Origin of the sequence: Pseudomonas brenneri (genome assembly GCF_007858285.1) — a bacterium.
GTDB lineage: Bacteria > Pseudomonadota > Gammaproteobacteria > Pseudomonadales > Pseudomonadaceae > Aquipseudomonas > Aquipseudomonas brenneri.
Genome location: NZ_VFIL01000001.1, coordinates 383720 through 401841, shown reverse-complemented (window position 1 = coordinate 401841; position 18122 = coordinate 383720). Strand labels below are relative to the sequence as shown.

The following is an 18122-nucleotide window of genomic DNA, read 5'->3' as shown; positions in this document are numbered from 1 at the left end:
CCATGCAAAACCTGGCAGGCACAGGTATTCTTGGATCCAACAGCTCAGGTTGAATCGGGAGTCAGTACACATGGACAAAGTCGTCATCATCACCGGTGGCAGTCGTGGCATCGGGGCCGCCACGGCCTTGTTGGCGGCCCGTCAGGGCTATCGCATCTGTATCAACTTCCAATCCGACGAAGAAGCCGCGTTGCGTGTGCTGGAGCAGGTCCGCGCACTGGGCGCCCAGGCCATTGCGGTGCGCGCCGATGTGAGCATCGAAGATGAAGTGATCAGCCTGTTCCACCGGGTCGATACCGAATTGGGCCGCGTCACCGCACTGGTCAACAATGCCGGGACCGTCGGGCATAAGTCGCGGGTCGATGAGATGTCCGAGTTCCGCATCCTCAAAATCCTCAAGACCAATGTGCTGGGCCCGATCCTGTGCGCCAAGCATGCGCTTCTGCGCATGTCGCCCAGGCATGGCGGGCAGGGCGGCAGTATCGTCAATGTCTCGTCGGTGGCCTCACGCCTGGGTTCGCCGGGCGAGTACGTGGACTATGCGGCGTCCAAGGGCGCACTGGACAGTTTCACCATCGGGTTGTCCAAAGAAGTGGCGGGCGAGGGGATTCGGGTCAATGCAGTGCGCCCTGGTTACATCTTCACCGACTTTCACGTCCTGAGCGGCGACCCGGACCGGGTCAGCAAGCTTGAATCGGGCATTCCCATGGCCCGTGGCGGGCGCCCGGATGAAGTGGCGGAAGCGATTGTCTGGCTGCTCTCGGACAAGGCGTCCTATGCCACCGGGACATTTGTTGACCTGGGCGGTGGCCGATAACCTACAGCTGTTGCTCAGACTGCGGGGGGCGACTCACCAGAGCGCAATGTCGTAGGTCAAGTAGAGGCGGTTGCTATCGCGACCCCGGGCGTAATCAGCGCGGTAAACGTAGTTGCGCAACCGCACGCCCAGGCCTTTAAAGGTGCCTTGTGGTACGACATAAGCCAGTTCGGCATCACGCTCCCACTCTTTAACCGTGGTGTTGGACTTGCCGTCGTTGCCGCTCAGATAGCGCATGGAGAGCGTGAGGCCAGGCACGCCGAGGGCAGAAAAATTGTAGCCGTAGTTGAGCATCCAGGTTTTTTCATCCTCTTCGATAAACTTACCGATACCCGCGTTGCTAAACGAGTAGACCGTTGCACCGCTGATGTAGGGCAACCCGGCATCGCCACTCAAGGCCTGGTATCCACCACCAAACGTATGGCCAGAGATGGTGTAGGAGAGTTGCCCGCTCAGCATGTTGTTGTCGATCTTACCGCCGTAGGCAGACCCACTATCGATGCTGTTGAAATAACGTAAATCGCTGGTCAATACGCCGTTACCTAACGTTAAGTCGTGCTGGATACCCGCGAAGTTTTGCTGGTAAAAATTTCCCAGCTCACCGTAGTAGTAACTCAAGCGAACGTTTTTCCCCAGTTTGTACTCCGCACCGGCATAACTGAAGTCTGCGGATTTATCACCGGTATAACCGTCAGGCACGATCGGCACGCTGTCAGTAGAATCGCGCAGTTTGAATCGATCTAAATAACCCCCTGTCAGCGTAAGGCTTTCGATATCGATACTGCTGAATTGAGCACCTTGATAGGTTTGCGGCAACAGGCGAGCATCGTTATAGATCAGCACTGCAGTCTTGGGTAGCAAGGTGCCATATTTGACCGTGGTCTTGGCCAGTCGAGCCTTTGCAGTCACACCCAGACTTGCGAATGCCTCAGTTGCACGGCCGTCATCATGGACGGGCAGCAAGCCAGTGCCGCTGCGACCACGTCCGGAGTCAAGTCTGAACCCGAGCAACCCCAGTGCATCAACACCAAACCCGAGGGTGCCTTGGGTAAACCCCGACTGATAATCCAGCAAAAATCCCTGGGCCCATTCGGTTCGCTCGCTCTTCGCCGTCCTCGCGGACTTGGCACTTAAACCATGTTTATCGCGAAAGTTCTCATTGAAGTAAACGTTACGTAATTGCAACTTCAGTTTACTGTCATTGATAAAACCATCTGCGTTGACGCTGGCCAACGGTAATAGGCCCAGAAGAGAAAGTATCGCTCGGCGGGTATAAAAAGTGCTCATGGCAAACGACTCATTGTTGTTATTTGAGGTGCAGGGTATTGCGCTCCCCGCTGGCGAGGGGCGTTAGAAAAAAAGAAGCAGCCTGGGTGAGTTAGGTGAAGAGACTTATCGCCCCGGTCAGCAGCGCGAGTGCGGTAACGACCAGGGATGTGAGCAGCGCCCATTTGAACGTGGCTTTCTGGAAGTCGCCGATATCTCGATCGACCATACCGACCAATAACAGGGTTGAGGCTACCAGCGGACTCATCAGGTGTACCGGTTGACCGAGAATCGAAGCACGGGCGATCTCTAGCGGATCAATGCCATAGGCGGCCGCGGCATTCGCCAGGATAGGTACTACGCCGAAGTAATAGGCATCGTTTGAAAGGACAAACGTCAGGGGCATGCTGGTAATCGCCACCACGAGAGGGAACAGGTGCCCCCAAGACGGCGGAATCCAGTCAACCAGGGTTTGCGCGAGAGAGTCGACCATCTTCGTGCCGGAAAAAATCCCGGCAAAAATACCCGCTGCAAAGACCAGAAGTACCACGGTCATGGCGTTGCCCGAGTGAGCCAGAATACGTTCCTTCTGAATATCCAGCTGCGGATAGTTGATCATTAGCGCCAATACAAACCCGATGAGGAACAGGATCGCGGAGTGCATAAGCCCCATCACAAGCGCGACCATCACCACGATGACCAGCAGCAGGTTGACATAGGCCAGCTTTGGGCGTTTGTGCGGGGTGTCTTCGAGTATCGCTTTTATGTAGCAGTTGCCACCGCCACTCTCCAGCTGGATATTACCGATCCGCTTGCGTTCGCCTCGACCCAGCAGAAACGCGGTGAAGACTACCCATGTTGCCCCCCCAATCATGGTAGGTAGCAGGGGAACAAAGTATTCACCGGCATCCAGGCCTAGCGCGGCGATAGCACGAGTCGCCGGGCCACCCCAGGGAGTCATTCCACTCATGATGCTCAATGACAGCATGGCGATGGTCGCCAGGATCATGGGATTCATGCCGATGCGTTTGTAAAGGGGGAGCATCGCCGCACAGGTAATCATGTAAGTAGTCGTGCCATCACCGTCCAGGGCTACCACCAATGAGAGCAACGCGGTACCGACAGCGATCTTTATCGGGTCTCCATTGACTCGCTTGAGGATCTTGCGAATCAGCGGGTCGAACAGCCCGGCGTCGATCATCAGGCCGAAAAATAGAATGGCGAACAGCAAAAGTGCTGCTGAAGGCGCGACCATTTTCAAGCCATCTAGCATCATTTTGCCAGTGGTACCACTAAAGCCGCCAATGACAGCAAAGATGATTGGCACCACTGTCAACGCGACAATTGGCGAAAGCCGTTTAGTCATTATCAGGAAGGTGAACACCACCACCATGGCCAAGCCAAGCAATGCGAGCATAGGTTGATTCTCTTGTTATTGTGAGTTGCGTGGCCGACGCGCAGGCGTACAACCGCGAACCCGCCAGGCGGCACGATAGACATTGCCCAGCGGGAACATTCAGTGAATATTGAAGCGGTTTCAGGTCAGCCTTGACCGGCATGACCAAGGGGCGTTATCCGGCAAGTCGCTGGGAGCCCGTGGCGTAGACATAACCGGAAAACAACCTACGTGATGTTCGCACTACTGAAGCGCGAATGGTCTCAGCATGCGCACCTGTGTAGGACAACACAACGTCTATTGCGCCACTTGGATGTTCAATTCGCACTTGGTTCAACCGTGGCTCGCTCGCTTCGCCGAGCAACTGTGCGACCACACTACCTTGGGTGACGCACGCTGTGGCCAAGCCAATTGAACCTGTGATAGCCAAGGCGCGATGGCAGCTGTGCGGCATGAAATAGCGCACCGAAATCGTGCCACCAACCCTCGCCGGCGACACCAATACAGGCTTGGGAATCACTTTGTCACTGACGTCACCCAGGCCCATTGCTCGGCCCGCTTGCAGTCTCAGGGACTCTAAACGGTGCAGAAACGCTTTATCGGCATCCAGTTCTGCTGGGGTCTCATCACCGCGTTTACCCAATTGGCCAGCCTCAACGATCATCATGGGCATCGCCATATCGATGCAAGTCAACGCAATGCCGTCGATCAGATCCTGCGTTTGCCCCGTTGGGAAAAGTTTACCGGTCTTGCAACCTGCGGCATCGAGGAAGGTGAGTTGCACGGCAGCGGCAGTACCAGGCACTCCATCTATAGCCGTGTCGCCTTCATAGCTGACCTTCCCGCCTGGGGTCTGTACCTCTGCATTTACAAACGTTCCCGTATTGATGTTGCGAATACGCACGCGAGTTTGGTCCTGGGAGGCTTTAACCAAGCCCTGCTCGATGGCAAATGGGCCAACGGCGCATAGCATATTGCCGCAATTGGGCGCTGTGTCTACGCGGCGCTGGGAGACCATGACCTGTACGAACAGATAGTCGACATCCGCGTCGGGGTGCAGTGACGGGCTGACGATCGCAACCTTGCTGGTTTGTGGGCTGCCACCACCGATACCGTCAATTTCCAACTCATGGCCAGAGCCCATGAGATTGAGCAGCAGTTCATCGCGCTCTTCGATCGCAACGGGTAGATCCCATGCGAGAAAAACTGGGCCCTTGGAAGTACCACCGCGCATAAGCACACAGGGAATTCGTTGCATAGACACTGACTCTTTTTAATCAATCGGGGTAATTGATGTCTTGTGAGCAAGAGTCTCAAGGTTTTAAAATTGTATCCAATGCAAATATCAGCCTGATTATTGCGTATGGCAAATGAGTTATCTAGGATGACTACGCTTCATCGTGTCCTTCTGGAGAGATAAAAAAATGCATTATGAGCTGAATGACATTCGATCTTTCGTGAAAATCGCTGAACTTGGAAGCTTTCACGAAGCTGCTGATGCATTGAACCTATCCCAGCCAGCACTAAGCCGCAGGATGAAAAAACTTGAGGAGGGGCTGGGAACGTCACTGCTTGATCGCACGACAAGGAGAGTCAGCCTGACTAGCGTCGGGCGAGACTTCCTGCCCAAGGCACGGCGCTTACTGGATGACTTCGACGATTCAATACTTAACATCCGGGAGCTGGCAGAGCGCCAGAGCGGCCGGGTTACCCTTGCGTGCATTCCAACTGCCGCCTTCTACTTTCTCCCTTCGGTGATCCGCCTCTATAACGAGCGCTATCCACAAATCCGCATCCGCTTGCTGGACCTTAGCGCTAACGAAGGACTGGAGGCTGTACTTCGCGGCGAAGCCGATTTTGGCATCAATATGATGAGTGGCCAGCACCCCGACATAGAGTTCGTGCCACTGGTCAACGAGCCTTTTGTGTTGGCTTGTCGACGTGATCATGAACTGGCCGAGCGCAGCTCGGTAACCTGGTCAGAACTCAGCAATTATCGTCTTATCGGCGTCGGTCGCCTAAGCGGCAACCGGATGTTGCTCGACCATGCCTTGTCAGGCTTGAGCTGGCGTCCGCAGTGGTTCTATGAGGTCCAACACCTGTCGACGTCGTTGGGTTTGGTAGAAGCCGGGCTAGGCGTGTCTGCAATGCCCAGCCTGGCAATGCCTGCCGTGGATCATCCGACATTGGTGAGCGTTCCTTTGATAGAGCCCATTGTGAATCGATCCTTGGGGCTGGTTTACCGACGAGGCGCCTCTCTGTCCCCCGCAGCAGAAAAGTTTGTCTCAATACTGCTCGAACAGTGGGAAAAGTGACCTCCCGCCGCTCAGAACCGCCGTCTCGTCAAGCCGGGACCCAGAACGCAACGCGGACACCATCAGAGCATCAGAAACTGTGCAGCACCGAGTAGCCTTCTCGGGCGAACGGGTCCAGGCGGTCAGCCTCCGAGTTGTGCAGGATGACGACTCCCAATTCGGAAAAACCGTCTCCAATCTGTGAAATGGCATTCAACAAAGTGGACTAACCGCGAGATTCGGTTCCAATTCCTCCTGTTAAAACGAACGCACAATCCGCCCCAGCGTCTCCATCGCCTTTTCCGCCGCCTCATCCCAGGGGCTACCGTAGTTCAGGCGGATGCAGTTGCGAAAGCGCTGGGTTGGCGAAAAGATTGGCCCCGGCGCAATGCTGATGCCCTGGGCCAGTGCCATCTGGAACAATTTCAGCGAGTCGGTCTGTTCCGGCAACTCCAGCCACAGGAAGTAGCCACCGGCCGGTTGGCTGACCCGGGTTTGCGCCGGAAAGTAGCGGGCGATGGCGGCAAGCATGGCACTTTGCTGTTCTTCCAGGGCATAGCGCAGCTTACGCAGGTGCCGGTCGTAGCCGCCGTGTTGCAAATAGTCGGCAATGGCTGCCTGGGCCGGCATCGAGGCACAGAGCGAGGTCATTAACTTCAAGCGTTCGATCTTTTGCGCATAACGGCCTGCCGCCACCCAGCCGACGCGGTAGCCAGGGGCCAGGCTCTTGGCGAAGGAGCCGCAGTGCATCACCAGGCCTTCGGTGTCGAAGGCCTTGGCTGGCTTGGGCGCCTGTTGGCCGTAATACAACTCGGCATACACGTCGTCTTCGATCAGCGGCACTTGATGCCCGCGCAACAGTTCGACCAACTCCTGCTTCTTGGCCTCGGGCATGGTTGCACCCATGGGGTTCTGGAAACTGGTCATGCACCAGCAGGCCTTGATCGGGTAGCGCTCCAGGGTCTGGGCCAGGACCTTCAGGTCAATGCCATCGCGCGGGTGTACGGGAATTTCCACGGCCTTGAGCTTCAAGCGCTCCAGCACCTGCAGGCAGGCATAGAACGCCGGGGCTTCGATGGCTACCAGGTCGCCCGGCTCTGTCACCGCTTGCAGGCACAGGTTCAGTGCTTCGAGGGCGCCGTTGGTGATCAGCAATTCCTCCATGGGCAACATCAACCCGCCGACCATGTAGCGCAGGGCAATTTGCCGACGCAGTTGTGGGTTGCCCGGCGACATGTCGGTGACCACCATGCGCGGGTCCATCTCGCGGCTGGCGCTGGCCAGGGAACGGGCCAGGCGTTGCAGCGGAAACAGCATCGGGCTGGGAAAGGCCGAGCCAAAGGGCACGGTCTGCGGGTCCTTGATCGAATCGAGTACCGAAAACACCAGCTCACTGACGTCCACTTCGGTGGATTCGTGTACATGGGCGCTGACCGCCGGCTCCGAGAACGGGCTGGGGGCATGGGTATTGACGAAATACCCCGAGCGCGGCCGCGCACGGATCAGGCCTCGGCGCTCCAGCAGGTAATAGGCCTGGAACACCGTGGATGGACTGACGCCGTAGGTCTGGCTGGCATAACGCACCGACGGTACCCGCTGGCCCGGTCCGAGGACACCGGAGCGGATCAGTTCAGCGATGTCGTCGGCAAATTTCTCGTAGCGTTTCATCGTGATCCTAATGGTCTACATGTTTCCAAATGTGGGAGCAAGCCTGCTCCCACAGGGGGATTTATTGATTCCCAGACCGTGGATATCAACGGTTCAGCGGCGCCACAAAACGGCTGTCGGCGACACTATAAACACTTGGCTCATCTATATCCGTCACCTTGAAACGGATGGTTTGCGAGCTGCTGGTTGGTTTGTCACGGGTCAGCGCCACCGAAACCGGCACATCGGTGATTTCCCCAGGTGCCAGGCTGATTTCGGTCTTGCCCTGCAGCTCAAAGCCATCGCCCTCTACCAGTTCCACGCGGTAATCCTGGCGTTGCTGGGTCTTGTTGATGATCTTCAAACTGTAGATGTTCTCGATCAGCCCCTGGCTGTTTTCACGGAACATGCCCCGGTCCTTGGTCACGTCCAGCGACACCATGGGGCGCTGCACCAATGCCATCACCAGGGCCGCGATCATCACCAGAAGCACCGCACTGTAGCCGATCAACCGTGGTCGCAGCAGATGTGTCTTGCCACCTTGCAACTGGTGCTCGGAGGTGTAACCCACCAAACCTCGCGCGTAGCCCATCTTGTCCATGATCGAATCACAGGCATCGATACACGCTGCGCAGCCGATGCATTCCATTTGCAGGCCGTCGCGGATATCGATGCCGGTAGGGCAGACCTGCACGCACAGGTGGCAGTCGATACAGTCGCCCAGGCCGACATCGGCGGGATTCACATCACGCTTGCGCGGGCCACGACTTTCGCCACGGGCGGCATCGTAGGAAATGGTCAGGGTGTCCTTGTCGAACATCACGCTCTGGAACCGTGCATACGGGCACATGTGCATGCACACCGCTTCGCGCAACCAACCGGCATTGATGTAGGTGGCGCCGGTAAAGAACAGCACCCAGAACAGGCTGACGCCGCCCATCTGCCAGGTCAGCAGTTCTTCGGCCAAGGGGCGGATCGGGGTGAAATAGCCGACAAACGTCAGGCCGGTCAGCACACTGATCGCCAGCCACAACGTGTGTTTGGCGGCACGACGCGCCAGTTTGTTCACACCCCAGGGCGCGGCCTGCAGCTTGATTCGTTGGTTGCGCTCACCTTCGGTGACTTTCTCGCACCACATGAACAGCCAGGTAAACGAGCTTTGCGGGCAGGTATAGCCACACCACACACGGCCGGCAAATACCGTAATGGCAAACAGCCCAAAGGCACAGATGATCAACAGCGCCGACAACAGGATGAAGTCCTGGGGCCAGAAGGTTGCGCCAAAGATATGGAACTTGCTTTCAGCCAGATCCCACAGCACCGCCTGGCGTGAGTCCCAGTTCAGCCACACGGTGCCAAAAAAGGCCAGGAACAAACAGCCCGCACCGCTTATGCGCAAGGTACGGAACAGGCCGGTGAAACTGCGGGTGTGAATCTGGTTGTCGCTGGATTTGGCCTTCATCTTCTTTGGATGTGCAGGCTCGAAATGCTCTACTAATCGGACGGGGATTCTATCGCTCATGGTCTTTCGCTCATCAGCCTCCATCAGGCGGATGAACTATGCGGCGCAATCTGTTTGCATAACAGACTCAGGTAAATCGATAAAAAGCGGATCAGATGGTTTTTTCAGGTGCCGCTGCGACAATGTGCAGCACCCCGCATGCTTGGGGCGGGTGCCTGGATCAAGCGTACTCAGGGCATGCTGATCCAGATCAATCAAATCACCGAATCACTGGTGCTGGCCTTGGGGGCTTGCGACTGTCGACAGTGTGATGCTGTGGATCGGCAGAGGGCTGATTACTTGTCTTTGTCGATGTTGAACAGCTCACCGTAACCCCTGAGCGTGCTGGCGTTACTTTTGATTTGACCTGCGTGTGCCTGTGAAGCAAGGATCGAGGCCTGCAACTCGCTCCATATCCCCTGGGCCGTGTCCCACCCCGCCTCAGGATCGGCCAGGCTCAGCCGCAGGAGGTTATCGAAACGCGTTGCCTCGTACTTCCTGGCTTCGCTCTTGACATAGGCGCCCAGGGATTCGTTCGTACGTTTGTGGATGGCACTCTCGCTCAACAACGTGGCGATAGCGCTGAGGGCCTTGCTGGTATCCCCCGAAGGGTCACGGCGCATTAGGCTGAGGGTATCCTTGTTGATCAATCTGCTCAGTTGAGCGAGTACTTCAGCTACGGCGGGAGATTCGGGATTACGTAACATGGCGTCGATATTCTGCTCACTCAACAGACTGCGAATATCATTCAGGCGTTGCATGCTCGCTTGCTCGGCGGGCGTGTTGGCGCGTGGCGTGGGGTCGTTCGGGGGCAACGGACGGTAGGCGTTCAATCCTGTATTAATGGATGACATGTGTTTTTTCACCTTGCGAGTTGAAGTGTCGTGACGCCCTCCCTGGTTTCGGGGCGCCAGACAAGTATCAACTCGGGGGGTGAGAACTGCCTGAGGACATACCTTTTACATCCGTCGGAAATTTCGTCGTCGCATCCTCTGCTCAGACGATCACGGGCGACATGGGTTTCACTGGTTCCTCCACCGCCGGGGGCTGGCTGCCAGGTGGCTCCTGTTCGGGAACCGGTTGCGGCTCGGTCGGCGGCAGGGTGGGTTTATCGATATTCGGGTCTGGGGTTTCAGCGGGAATCGGGATGTTCATCGCGGTGGCCTCGTTTGTGCTTTGCTCAATCGATGGACAATCGCCTTGGCCAATTGATTCCCGCCCGGTGGCGGTACATCCACCTGAACTTTTCAAAGGTGGCCGGGCTCGGACTTTATACGGCCGGCTCAGGGAGAGGCTGCCCGCAGCACTGACTATCAAGCACTAGAGCGCCCATTGGGCGTAAGGGGAGATGCTCGATGACTGCTGAAATACCCGCATTGCCGCTGTCCCAGGCGCTGTTGCTGCCCAGGATCGCCATAGAAGACACGATGCCAGTGATCGATGCTGGCGCATTCGCGGTCAAGGCCGTGCAAGGCCAGCAGATCCATGTCACCAGCAAGGTATTCGCCGACGGTCATGACTCGTTGGCGGTGTTGATCCGCTGGCGGCCATTGAGCAAAGATACCTGGCACGAGGTGCCCATGGGCGACCAGGGCAACAATGCCTGGCGGGGCGCGTTCAGCGTGACCGAGCAAGGCCCACACCAGTTTTGTATCGAAGCCTGGATCGATCAATTCGCCAGTTTCTGCTACGAACTGGGCAAAAAACACACGGCTGGCGTCCCCGTCAGCCTGGAACTGCAGGAAGGTCGCCAGCAGGTCCTGCAAGCGGCTGAACGCAGCGACGGCCTGTTGCAACAACGCTTGCGGCTGTTGCATGAGCAGTTGTCCGGGCTGCTGGAAACCGAGCAGGTCGCGTTGTTCCTGCACGAAGACAGTGCACAGCTGATGGCCCAGGCTGACCTGCGGCCCTACCTGAGTATCAGCTCGGTCTATGCACTGGATGTGGAGCGTCCACAAGCGTTGTTTGCCAGTTGGTACGAGCTGTTCCCGCGCTCGATCACTGACGATCCGACCCGCCACGGCACCTTCAATGACGTGCATTCACGCCTGGCGATGATCCACGACATGGGCTTTGACGTGCTGTACTTCCCGCCGATCCACCCCATCGGCCGCAGCCATCGCAAGGGCCGGAATAACTCACTGAGCGCCAGCCCCGATGACCCTGGCAGTCCTTATGCCATCGGCAGCGAGGAGGGCGGTCACGACGCAATCCATTCACAGTTGGGCACCCGCGAAGACTTCCGCCGCCTGGTGGCCGTCGCCGCCGAGTACGGCCTGGAGATTGCCCTGGACTTTGCCATCCAGTGCTCCCAGGACCACCCGTGGCTCAAGCAACACCCCGGCTGGTTCAACTGGCGCCCGGACGGCACGATCAAATATGCGGAAAATCCGCCGAAGAAATACCAGGATATCGTCAACGTCGACTTCTATGCCGCCGATGCGATCCCCAGCCTGTGGCTGGAGTTGCGCGACATTGTGCTGGGTTGGGTCGAGGAGGGCGTGAAGACGTTTCGCGTCGACAACCCGCACACCAAGCCGCTGCCGTTCTGGCAATGGTTGATCAGCGATGTACGCGCACAACACCCGGACGTGATCTTCCTCGCCGAGGCCTTCACCACGCCGGCCATGATGGCGCGCCTGGGCAAGGTCGGTTACTCCCAGAGCTATACCTATTTCACCTGGCGCAACACCAAGGCCGAGTTGAGCGAGTACTTCACCCAGTTGAACCAGTCGCCCTGGCGTGAATGCTACCGGCCGAACTTTTTCGTCAATACACCGGACATCAACCCCGGTTTCCTGCATGAGTCCGGCCGCGCCGGCTTTCTCATACGCGCTGCGCTGGCCACCATGGGCTCGGGCCTGTGGGGCATGTATTCGGGCTTTGAACTGTGCGAGAGCGCGCCAGTACCGGGCAAGGAAGAGTACCTGGACTCGGAAAAGTACGAGATCCGCCCCCGAGACTTCAGCGCCCCCGGCAACATCATTGCCGAGATCGCCCAACTCAACCGCATCCGGCGGCAGAACCCGGCGCTGCAGACGCACCTGGGCTTGAGGCTCTACAACGCCTTTAACGACAACATTCTGTATTTCGGCAAGCGCAGCGAGGACGCCAGCAACTTCATCCTGATTGCCGTCAGTCTCGATCCGTTCAACGCCCAGGAGGCCCATTTCGAGTTGCCGCTGTGGGAAATGGGCTTGGCGGACGATGCCCAGGCCCAGGGCGAAGACCTGATGAGTGGCCATCGCTGGACCTGGTACGGCAAGACCCAATGGATGCGCATCGAGCCCCAGATGCCGTTTGGCATCTGGCGCATCACCCAGTCTTGAATGGGATGCAGATCAAATGTGGGAGCGGGCTTGCTCGCGAAAGCGGTGGATCAGTTGGTTGATAGTTGACTGATACACCACCTTCGCGAGCAAGCCCGCTCCCACACAAGAGCCGATCTCACATAGACCGAGTCCCGTCGTAAGTTTTTTGCATTCTCCAGGAGTTTCCAATGGCGAAGAAACCCAAGGCTGCCACCTTCATCAAAGACCCGCTCTGGTACAAGGACGCGGTGATTTATCAGGTTCACGTCAAATCCTATTTCGACGCCAACAACGATGGCATCGGTGACTTCCCCGGGCTGATCGCCAAACTCGACTACATCGCCGACCTGGGCGTGAACACTATCTGGCTGCTGCCGTTCTATCCCTCACCGCGCCGTGACGACGGCTATGACATCGCTGAATACCGTGGCGTACACAGCGACTACGGGACCATGGCCGACGCCAAGCGCTTTATCGCCGAGGCGCACAAGCGTGGCCTGCGGGTCATCACCGAGCTTGTGATCAACCACACCTCCGACCAGCATCCGTGGTTCCAGCGCGCACGCAAGGCCAAGCCTGGCTCCAGCGCCCGGGATTTCTACGTGTGGTCCGACGACGAGCAGAAATACGACGGCACGCGCATCATTTTTCTCGACACCGAAAAGTCCAACTGGACCTGGGACCCGGTGGCCGGCCAATACTTCTGGCACCGCTTCTATTCCCACCAGCCGGACCTCAACTTCGACAACCCGCAAGTCATGAAGGCGGTGCTGTCAGTGATGCGCTACTGGCTGGACATGGGCATCGACGGCCTGCGCCTGGATGCCATCCCTTACCTGATCGAGCGCGACGGCACCAACAACGAAAACCTCCCCGAAACCCATGAGGTGCTCAAGCAGATCCGCGCCGAGATCGACGCCCATTACCCGGACCGCATGCTGCTGGCCGAAGCCAACCAGTGGCCGGAAGACACCCAACTGTACTTTGGCGACCAAAAGGGCGACGACGCTGACGAATGCCATATGGCCTTCCACTTCCCACTGATGCCGCGCATGTATATGGCCCTGGCCCAGGAAGATCGCTTCCCGATCACCGATATCCTGCGCCAGACCCCGGAAATCCCGGCTAATTGCCAATGGGCAATCTTCCTGCGCAATCACGATGAGCTGACCCTGGAAATGGTCACCGACAAAGAGCGCGACTACCTGTGGAACTACTACGCCGCGGACCGCCGTGCGCGTATCAACCTGGGGATTCGCCGGCGCCTGGCGCCGCTGATGGAACGCGACCGCCGACGCATCGAGCTGCTCAACAGCCTGTTGCTGTCCATGCCTGGCACACCGACCCTGTATTACGGTGATGAAATCGGGATGGGCGACAATATCTACCTGGGTGACCGTGACGGCGTGCGTACGCCGATGCAATGGTCCATCGACCGCAACGGCGGTTTTTCCCGCGCCGACCCGGCCAGCCTGGTGTTGCCGCCGATCATGGACCCGCTCTACGGTTATCAGTCGGTCAACGTCGAAACCCAGGCCCAGGACCCACATTCATTGCTGAACTGGACCCGGCGCATGCTGGCAATCCGCAAGCAGTCCAAGGCGTTCGGGCGCGGCAGCCTGAAAATGCTTTCACCGAGCAATCGCCGGATTCTCGCCTACACCCGCGAATACACTGGCGCCGACGGCAAGCACGAAATCATCCTGTGCGTGGCCAACGTCTCGCGCACGGCCCAGGCGGCGGAGTTGGACCTGTCGGCCTTCGCGGGGATGGTTCCTGTGGAGATGCTCGGCGGCAACGCATTCCCGCCCATTGGCCAGCTGAATTTCCTGCTGACCCTGGCCCCATACGGCTTCTACTGGTTCGTTCTTGCGCCAGAGAACCAAATGCCCAGTTGGCACGTGGAACCGGCCCAGAGCTTGCCGGACTTCACCACCCTGGTCCTGAAGAAACGCCTCGAAGAATTGCTCGAAGTGCCATGCCGCACCATCCTGGAGCAAACCTCGTTGCCCACCTGGCTGCCCAAGCGGCGCTGGTTCGCCAATAAGGAGTCAACCATCGAGCACGTGCATATCGCCTATGGCGTGCGCTTTGGCGACGCCCAGCATCCGGTGCTGCTCAGTGAGATAGAAGTGACCAGCGCTGGGCAGACCAGTCGTTATCAATTGCCATTCGGCCTGTTGGGTGAAGACCAGTTCACCAGTGCCTTGCCGCAACAATTGGCCCTGGCGCGGGTACGCCGAGTACGCCAGGTGGGCTTGATCACCGATGCCTTCAGTCTCGATAGCTATATCCGCGCCGTCATCGAGGGCCTGCGCGCGCAGACCGTGCTCAGCAGCAGCGACGGCGAGATTCGTTTCGAGTCGACCCCACACTTGGCCAACTTACCGGCGGGCGACGAGTTGCAAGTGCGCTACCTGGCTGCCGAGCAATCCAACAGTTCAGTGGTGGTCGGCGAAAGCCTGGTGCTGAAGTTGATCCGCAAAGTCAGCGCCGGGGTTCACCCGGAACTGGAAATGGGCGCCTACCTGACCGCCGCTGGCTACGCTCATATCTCGCCGCTGCTGGGCTCGGTGATCCGCCGCGATAACGAGGGCCAGGATAGCCTGTTGATGATCGCCCAGGGTTACCTGAGTAACCAGGGCGATGCCTGGGGCTGGACCCAGAACAACCTGGAACGGGCCATTCGTGATGAACTGGCCGAAGCCATTTCCGAGCAGGAGCAGCACTATAACGCCCTTGGCGAACTGGCGGATTTCGCCGGCTTGCTCGGGCAGCGGCTGGGGGAAATGCACAACGTCCTGGCCGCGCCAACGAGCAACCCGGACTTCAAGCCGCAAGTGACGTCGATCAAGGACAGCCAGGGCTGGGCCAAACAGGTGGGCGCGCAGATCGAGCGCGCCTTGCAGTTGCTCAAACAACACCAAAGCCAATTGAACCCCGCCGACCAGGCATTGGTCACTCAACTGCTGGCGCAGAAAAAGGCGATTGCCAGCCATGTGCAGGATCTGGCGAAAGCCACGGTGGGCGGCTTGCGCATCCGGGTCCATGGTGATTTACACCTGGGCCAGGTGCTGGTGGTCAAGGGCGATGCCTATCTGATCGACTTCGAAGGCGAGCCCGCGCGGCCCCTGCACGAACGGCGAGGCAAGCACAGCCCGTACAAGGACGTCAGCGGTGTACTGCGTTCATTCGACTATGCCGCCGCCATGGCCCTGAATGTGCAAGGGCAAGGCCTGGACCACTCGGCCGATGCCGAGGCTGCCCGCCAGCGCGTGGCTGATCGCTACCTGAGCGAAGCACGGCAGGCATTTATCCAGGCGTATCAACAGGCTACGTCTACACTGGCGCATGACTGGCAGGATGCCAACGGCGCGCAGGCGGCACTGGCCTTGTTCAGCCTGGAGAAGGCTGCGTACGAAGTGGCCTACGAGGCGCAGAACCGCCCCGCGTGGCTGGCGGTGCCATTACGCGGATTGCACGGATTATTGTAGGCGCCGGCTTGCCGGCGAAGAGCCAGAGAGCAACGCGGGGTGCCAGTTGGCCCGGATTATCGTTGACGATTTTCGCTGGCAGGCCAGCTCCTACAGGGGCCTTGGCCAGCTATTCCAAAATGGGCAAGCAGTGGGAGAAATCATGAGCTTTACACACAAAGAACCGCTGCAATCGAAGTTTGCTGTCATGCCTGCGCCCAAGGATATCGAAGCCCTGGTGCGGGCCGAACACCCGGATCCCTTTGCGATCCTCGGGCCCCATGAGGACGAGGCGGGCGGCCAGGTGATCCGCGCGTTTTTGCCCGAGGCCTTGAGCGTGCAAGTGCTGGTCCGTGACAGCGGTGATGTGCTTGGTTGCCTGGACTCCACGCCCATCCCGGGGTTGTTTGTCGGGCATTTCGCCACGCGCCAGGGCTACCTGCTGAAGATCCAGTGGGCCGGCGGCGAACAGATCACCGAAGACCCCTATAGCTTCGGCCAGTTGCTCGGGGAAATGGACCTGTACCTGTTCGCCGAAGGCAATCACCGTGACCTGAGCAACTGCCTGGGCGCCCAGGTGATGAGCGTCGACGGCATCCCGGGCGTGCGCTTTGCGGTATGGGCGCCGAATGCGCGACGGGTCTCGGTGGTGGGCGACTTCAATATCTGGGACGGGCGCCGCCACCCCATGCGCCTGCGCCACCCGGCTGGGGTCTGGGAAATTTTTATCCCGCGCCTGCAACCGGGGGCCGCCTACAAATACGAAATCCTCGGCGCTGCCGGCATCCTGCCACTCAAGGCCGACCCCATGGCCCTGGCCACACAGCTGCCGCCCGACACCGCCTCAAAAGTCGCCGCGCCGCTGCAAGTGGATTGGTCGGATGAGGCTTGGATGCAAGCCCGTAGCGAACGGCAGGCGGCCAGTGCGCCGCTGTCGATCTATGAGCTGCACGTCGGCTCCTGGCAATGCGAGCTCGACGAGTTGGGCGAAGTGTCGCGCCAATACGGCTGGCGCGAACTGGGCGAACGGCTGATTCCTTATGTGCAGCAACTGGGGTTTACCCATATCGAACTGATGCCGATCATGGAGCATCCCTTCGGTGGATCCTGGGGCTACCAGCCGCTGTCGCAATTTGCGCCCAGTGCGCGCTTCGGTTCACCGGATGAGTTTGGCGCCTTCGTCAATGCCTGCCACCAGGCGGATATCGGCATCATTCTCGACTGGGTCCCAGCACATTTCCCCACTGACACCCATGGCTTGGCGCAGTTCGATGGCACCGCGCTGTACGAATACGGCAACCCGCTGGAAGGTTTTCACCAGGATTGGGACACGCTGATCTACAACCTGGGGCGCACTGAGGTCCATGGTTTCATGCTGGCGTCGGCGTTGCACTGGCTCAAGCATTTCCATATTGATGGCCTGCGCGTGGATGCAGTGGCCTCGATGCTGTACCGCGACTATTCACGCAAGGCCGGTGAGTGGGTACCCAACCGCCACGGCGGGCGCGAGAACCTTGAAGCCATTGAGTTCTTGCGTCACCTCAATGATGTGGTTGCCCTGGAAGCTCCCGGCGCCCTGGTGATCGCCGAGGAATCCACGGCCTGGCCGGGCGTCAGCCAGCCGACCCAGCAAGGTGGCCTGGGCTTCAACTACAAGTGGAACATGGGCTGGATGCACGATTCGCTGCATTACATCCAGCAAGACCCGGTGTACCGCGCTCATCATCACAATGAACTGAGTTTCGGCCTGGTGTATGCCTGGTCCGAACGTTTTGTGCTGCCGATCTCCCATGATGAAGTGGTGCATGGCAAACACTCGTTGATCGACAAAATGCCCGGCGATCGCTGGCAAAAATTCGCCAACCTGCGGGCCTACCTGAGCTTCATGTGGATGCATCCGGGCAAAAAGCTGCTGTTCATGGGCTGCGAGTTTGGCCAATGGCGCGAATGGAACCACGACCAGCAACTGGACTGGTACCTGCTGCAATACCCAGAACACCGGGGCGTGCAGAAACTGGTGGGCGACCTCAACCGCCTGTACCGCGAAGAACCAGCACTGCATGAACAGGACGCTGCGCCCCAAGGCTTTCAGTGGTTGATTGGCGACGATGCAATCAACAGCGTCTATGCCTGGCTGCGCTGGAGCAAGGACGGCAAGGCGGTACTGGTAGTGGCCAATTTCACTCCGGTGCCCCGTGAGGCGTACAAGGTGGGCGTGCCCTTTGCCGGCAGTTGGAAAGAGGTGATCAACAGCGATGCCGATACCTACACAGGTTCCAACTACGGCAATGGCGGTGCAGCCTTTACCCTGGACGAGCCGCAGCATGGGCAACCGGTGTCGCTGGCACTGAATCTGCCGCCGCTCGCTGTGCTGATTCTGCGCCAGGAGTAAACACTGTAGGAGCCCGCGCCGTTGG

The 18122-nt window shown here is 58.7% G+C and carries 12 protein-coding genes; 5 read left to right on the top strand and 7 right to left on the bottom strand.

What is annotated here, in order from left to right; translation table 11 throughout:
* Positions 1-70: 70 nt before the first annotated feature.
* A complete protein-coding gene (locus FJD34_RS01795) occupies positions 71-817 on the top strand; it encodes an SDR family oxidoreductase (protein WP_090291118.1) in 747 nt (248 codons plus the stop codon).
* Positions 818-850: 33 nt separating this feature from the next.
* On the opposite strand, the gene FJD34_RS01790 is transcribed toward FJD34_RS01795, so the two are convergent.
* The 3 genes from FJD34_RS01790 to FJD34_RS01780 all read right to left on the bottom strand — a co-directional run bounded on the left by FJD34_RS01790 (position 851) and on the right by FJD34_RS01780 (position 4737).
* Positions 851-2104 (bottom strand): OprD family porin, encoded by a 1254-nt coding sequence (locus FJD34_RS01790; protein WP_090291119.1) that lies wholly within the window; start codon positions 2102-2104, stop codon positions 851-853.
* Positions 2105-2195: 91 nt separating this feature from the next.
* Positions 2196-3500: a CitMHS family transporter gene (locus FJD34_RS01785; RefSeq protein WP_032860377.1), complete on the bottom strand. Its 1305-nt coding sequence runs from the start codon at positions 3498-3500 to the stop codon at positions 2196-2198.
* Positions 3501-3654: 154 nt separating this feature from the next.
* Positions 3655-4737: a 4-oxalomesaconate tautomerase gene (locus FJD34_RS01780; protein WP_032860376.1), complete on the bottom strand. Its 1083-nt coding sequence runs from the start codon at positions 4735-4737 to the stop codon at positions 3655-3657.
* A 166-nt stretch (positions 4738-4903) separates the two neighbouring features.
* Between FJD34_RS01780 and FJD34_RS01775 the strand changes: the two genes are divergently transcribed.
* Positions 4904-5794, top strand: a complete 891-nt coding sequence (locus FJD34_RS01775) for a LysR family transcriptional regulator (RefSeq protein ID WP_032860375.1) — start codon at positions 4904-4906, stop codon at positions 5792-5794.
* 237 nt (positions 5795-6031) lie between these two features.
* Here FJD34_RS01775 and mapR read toward each other — a convergent pair whose 3' ends face one another.
* The 4 genes from mapR to FJD34_RS28020 form a co-directional block, all read right to left on the bottom strand.
* Positions 6032-7441, bottom strand: a complete 1410-nt coding sequence (gene mapR, locus FJD34_RS01770; protein ID WP_032860373.1) for a GntR family transcriptional regulator MpaR — start codon at positions 7439-7441, stop codon at positions 6032-6034.
* Between the two features lie 85 nt (positions 7442-7526).
* Positions 7527-8942 carry a cytochrome c oxidase accessory protein CcoG gene (gene ccoG / locus FJD34_RS01765; RefSeq protein WP_090291120.1) on the bottom strand — a complete coding sequence of 472 codons (1416 nt, stop codon included), beginning with the start codon at positions 8940-8942 and terminating at the stop codon, positions 7527-7529.
* Between the two features lie 275 nt (positions 8943-9217).
* Positions 9218-9775, bottom strand: coding sequence for a hypothetical protein (locus FJD34_RS01760; protein ID WP_090291121.1), 558 nt, complete (start codon positions 9773-9775; stop codon positions 9218-9220).
* Between the two features lie 142 nt (positions 9776-9917).
* Positions 9918-10076 carry a hypothetical protein gene (locus FJD34_RS28020; RefSeq protein ID WP_167360821.1) on the bottom strand — a complete coding sequence of 53 codons (159 nt, stop codon included), beginning with the start codon at positions 10074-10076 and terminating at the stop codon, positions 9918-9920.
* A 200-nt stretch (positions 10077-10276) separates the two neighbouring features.
* On the opposite strand from FJD34_RS28020, the gene FJD34_RS01755 reads away from it, so the two are divergent.
* The 3 genes from FJD34_RS01755 to glgB all read left to right on the top strand — a co-directional run bounded on the left by FJD34_RS01755 (position 10277) and on the right by glgB (position 18097).
* Positions 10277-12250 (top strand): alpha-1,4-glucan--maltose-1-phosphate maltosyltransferase, encoded by a 1974-nt coding sequence (locus FJD34_RS01755; protein ID WP_090291122.1) that lies wholly within the window; start codon positions 10277-10279, stop codon positions 12248-12250.
* Positions 12251-12420: 170 nt separating this feature from the next.
* Positions 12421-15726: a maltose alpha-D-glucosyltransferase gene (treS, locus tag FJD34_RS01750; protein ID WP_032860366.1), complete on the top strand. Its 3306-nt coding sequence runs from the start codon at positions 12421-12423 to the stop codon at positions 15724-15726.
* Positions 15727-15868: 142 nt separating this feature from the next.
* Positions 15869-18097 carry a 1,4-alpha-glucan branching protein GlgB gene (gene glgB, locus FJD34_RS01745; RefSeq protein ID WP_090291123.1) on the top strand — a complete coding sequence of 743 codons (2229 nt, stop codon included), beginning with the start codon at positions 15869-15871 and terminating at the stop codon, positions 18095-18097.
* Positions 18098-18122: the final 25 nt, after the last annotated feature.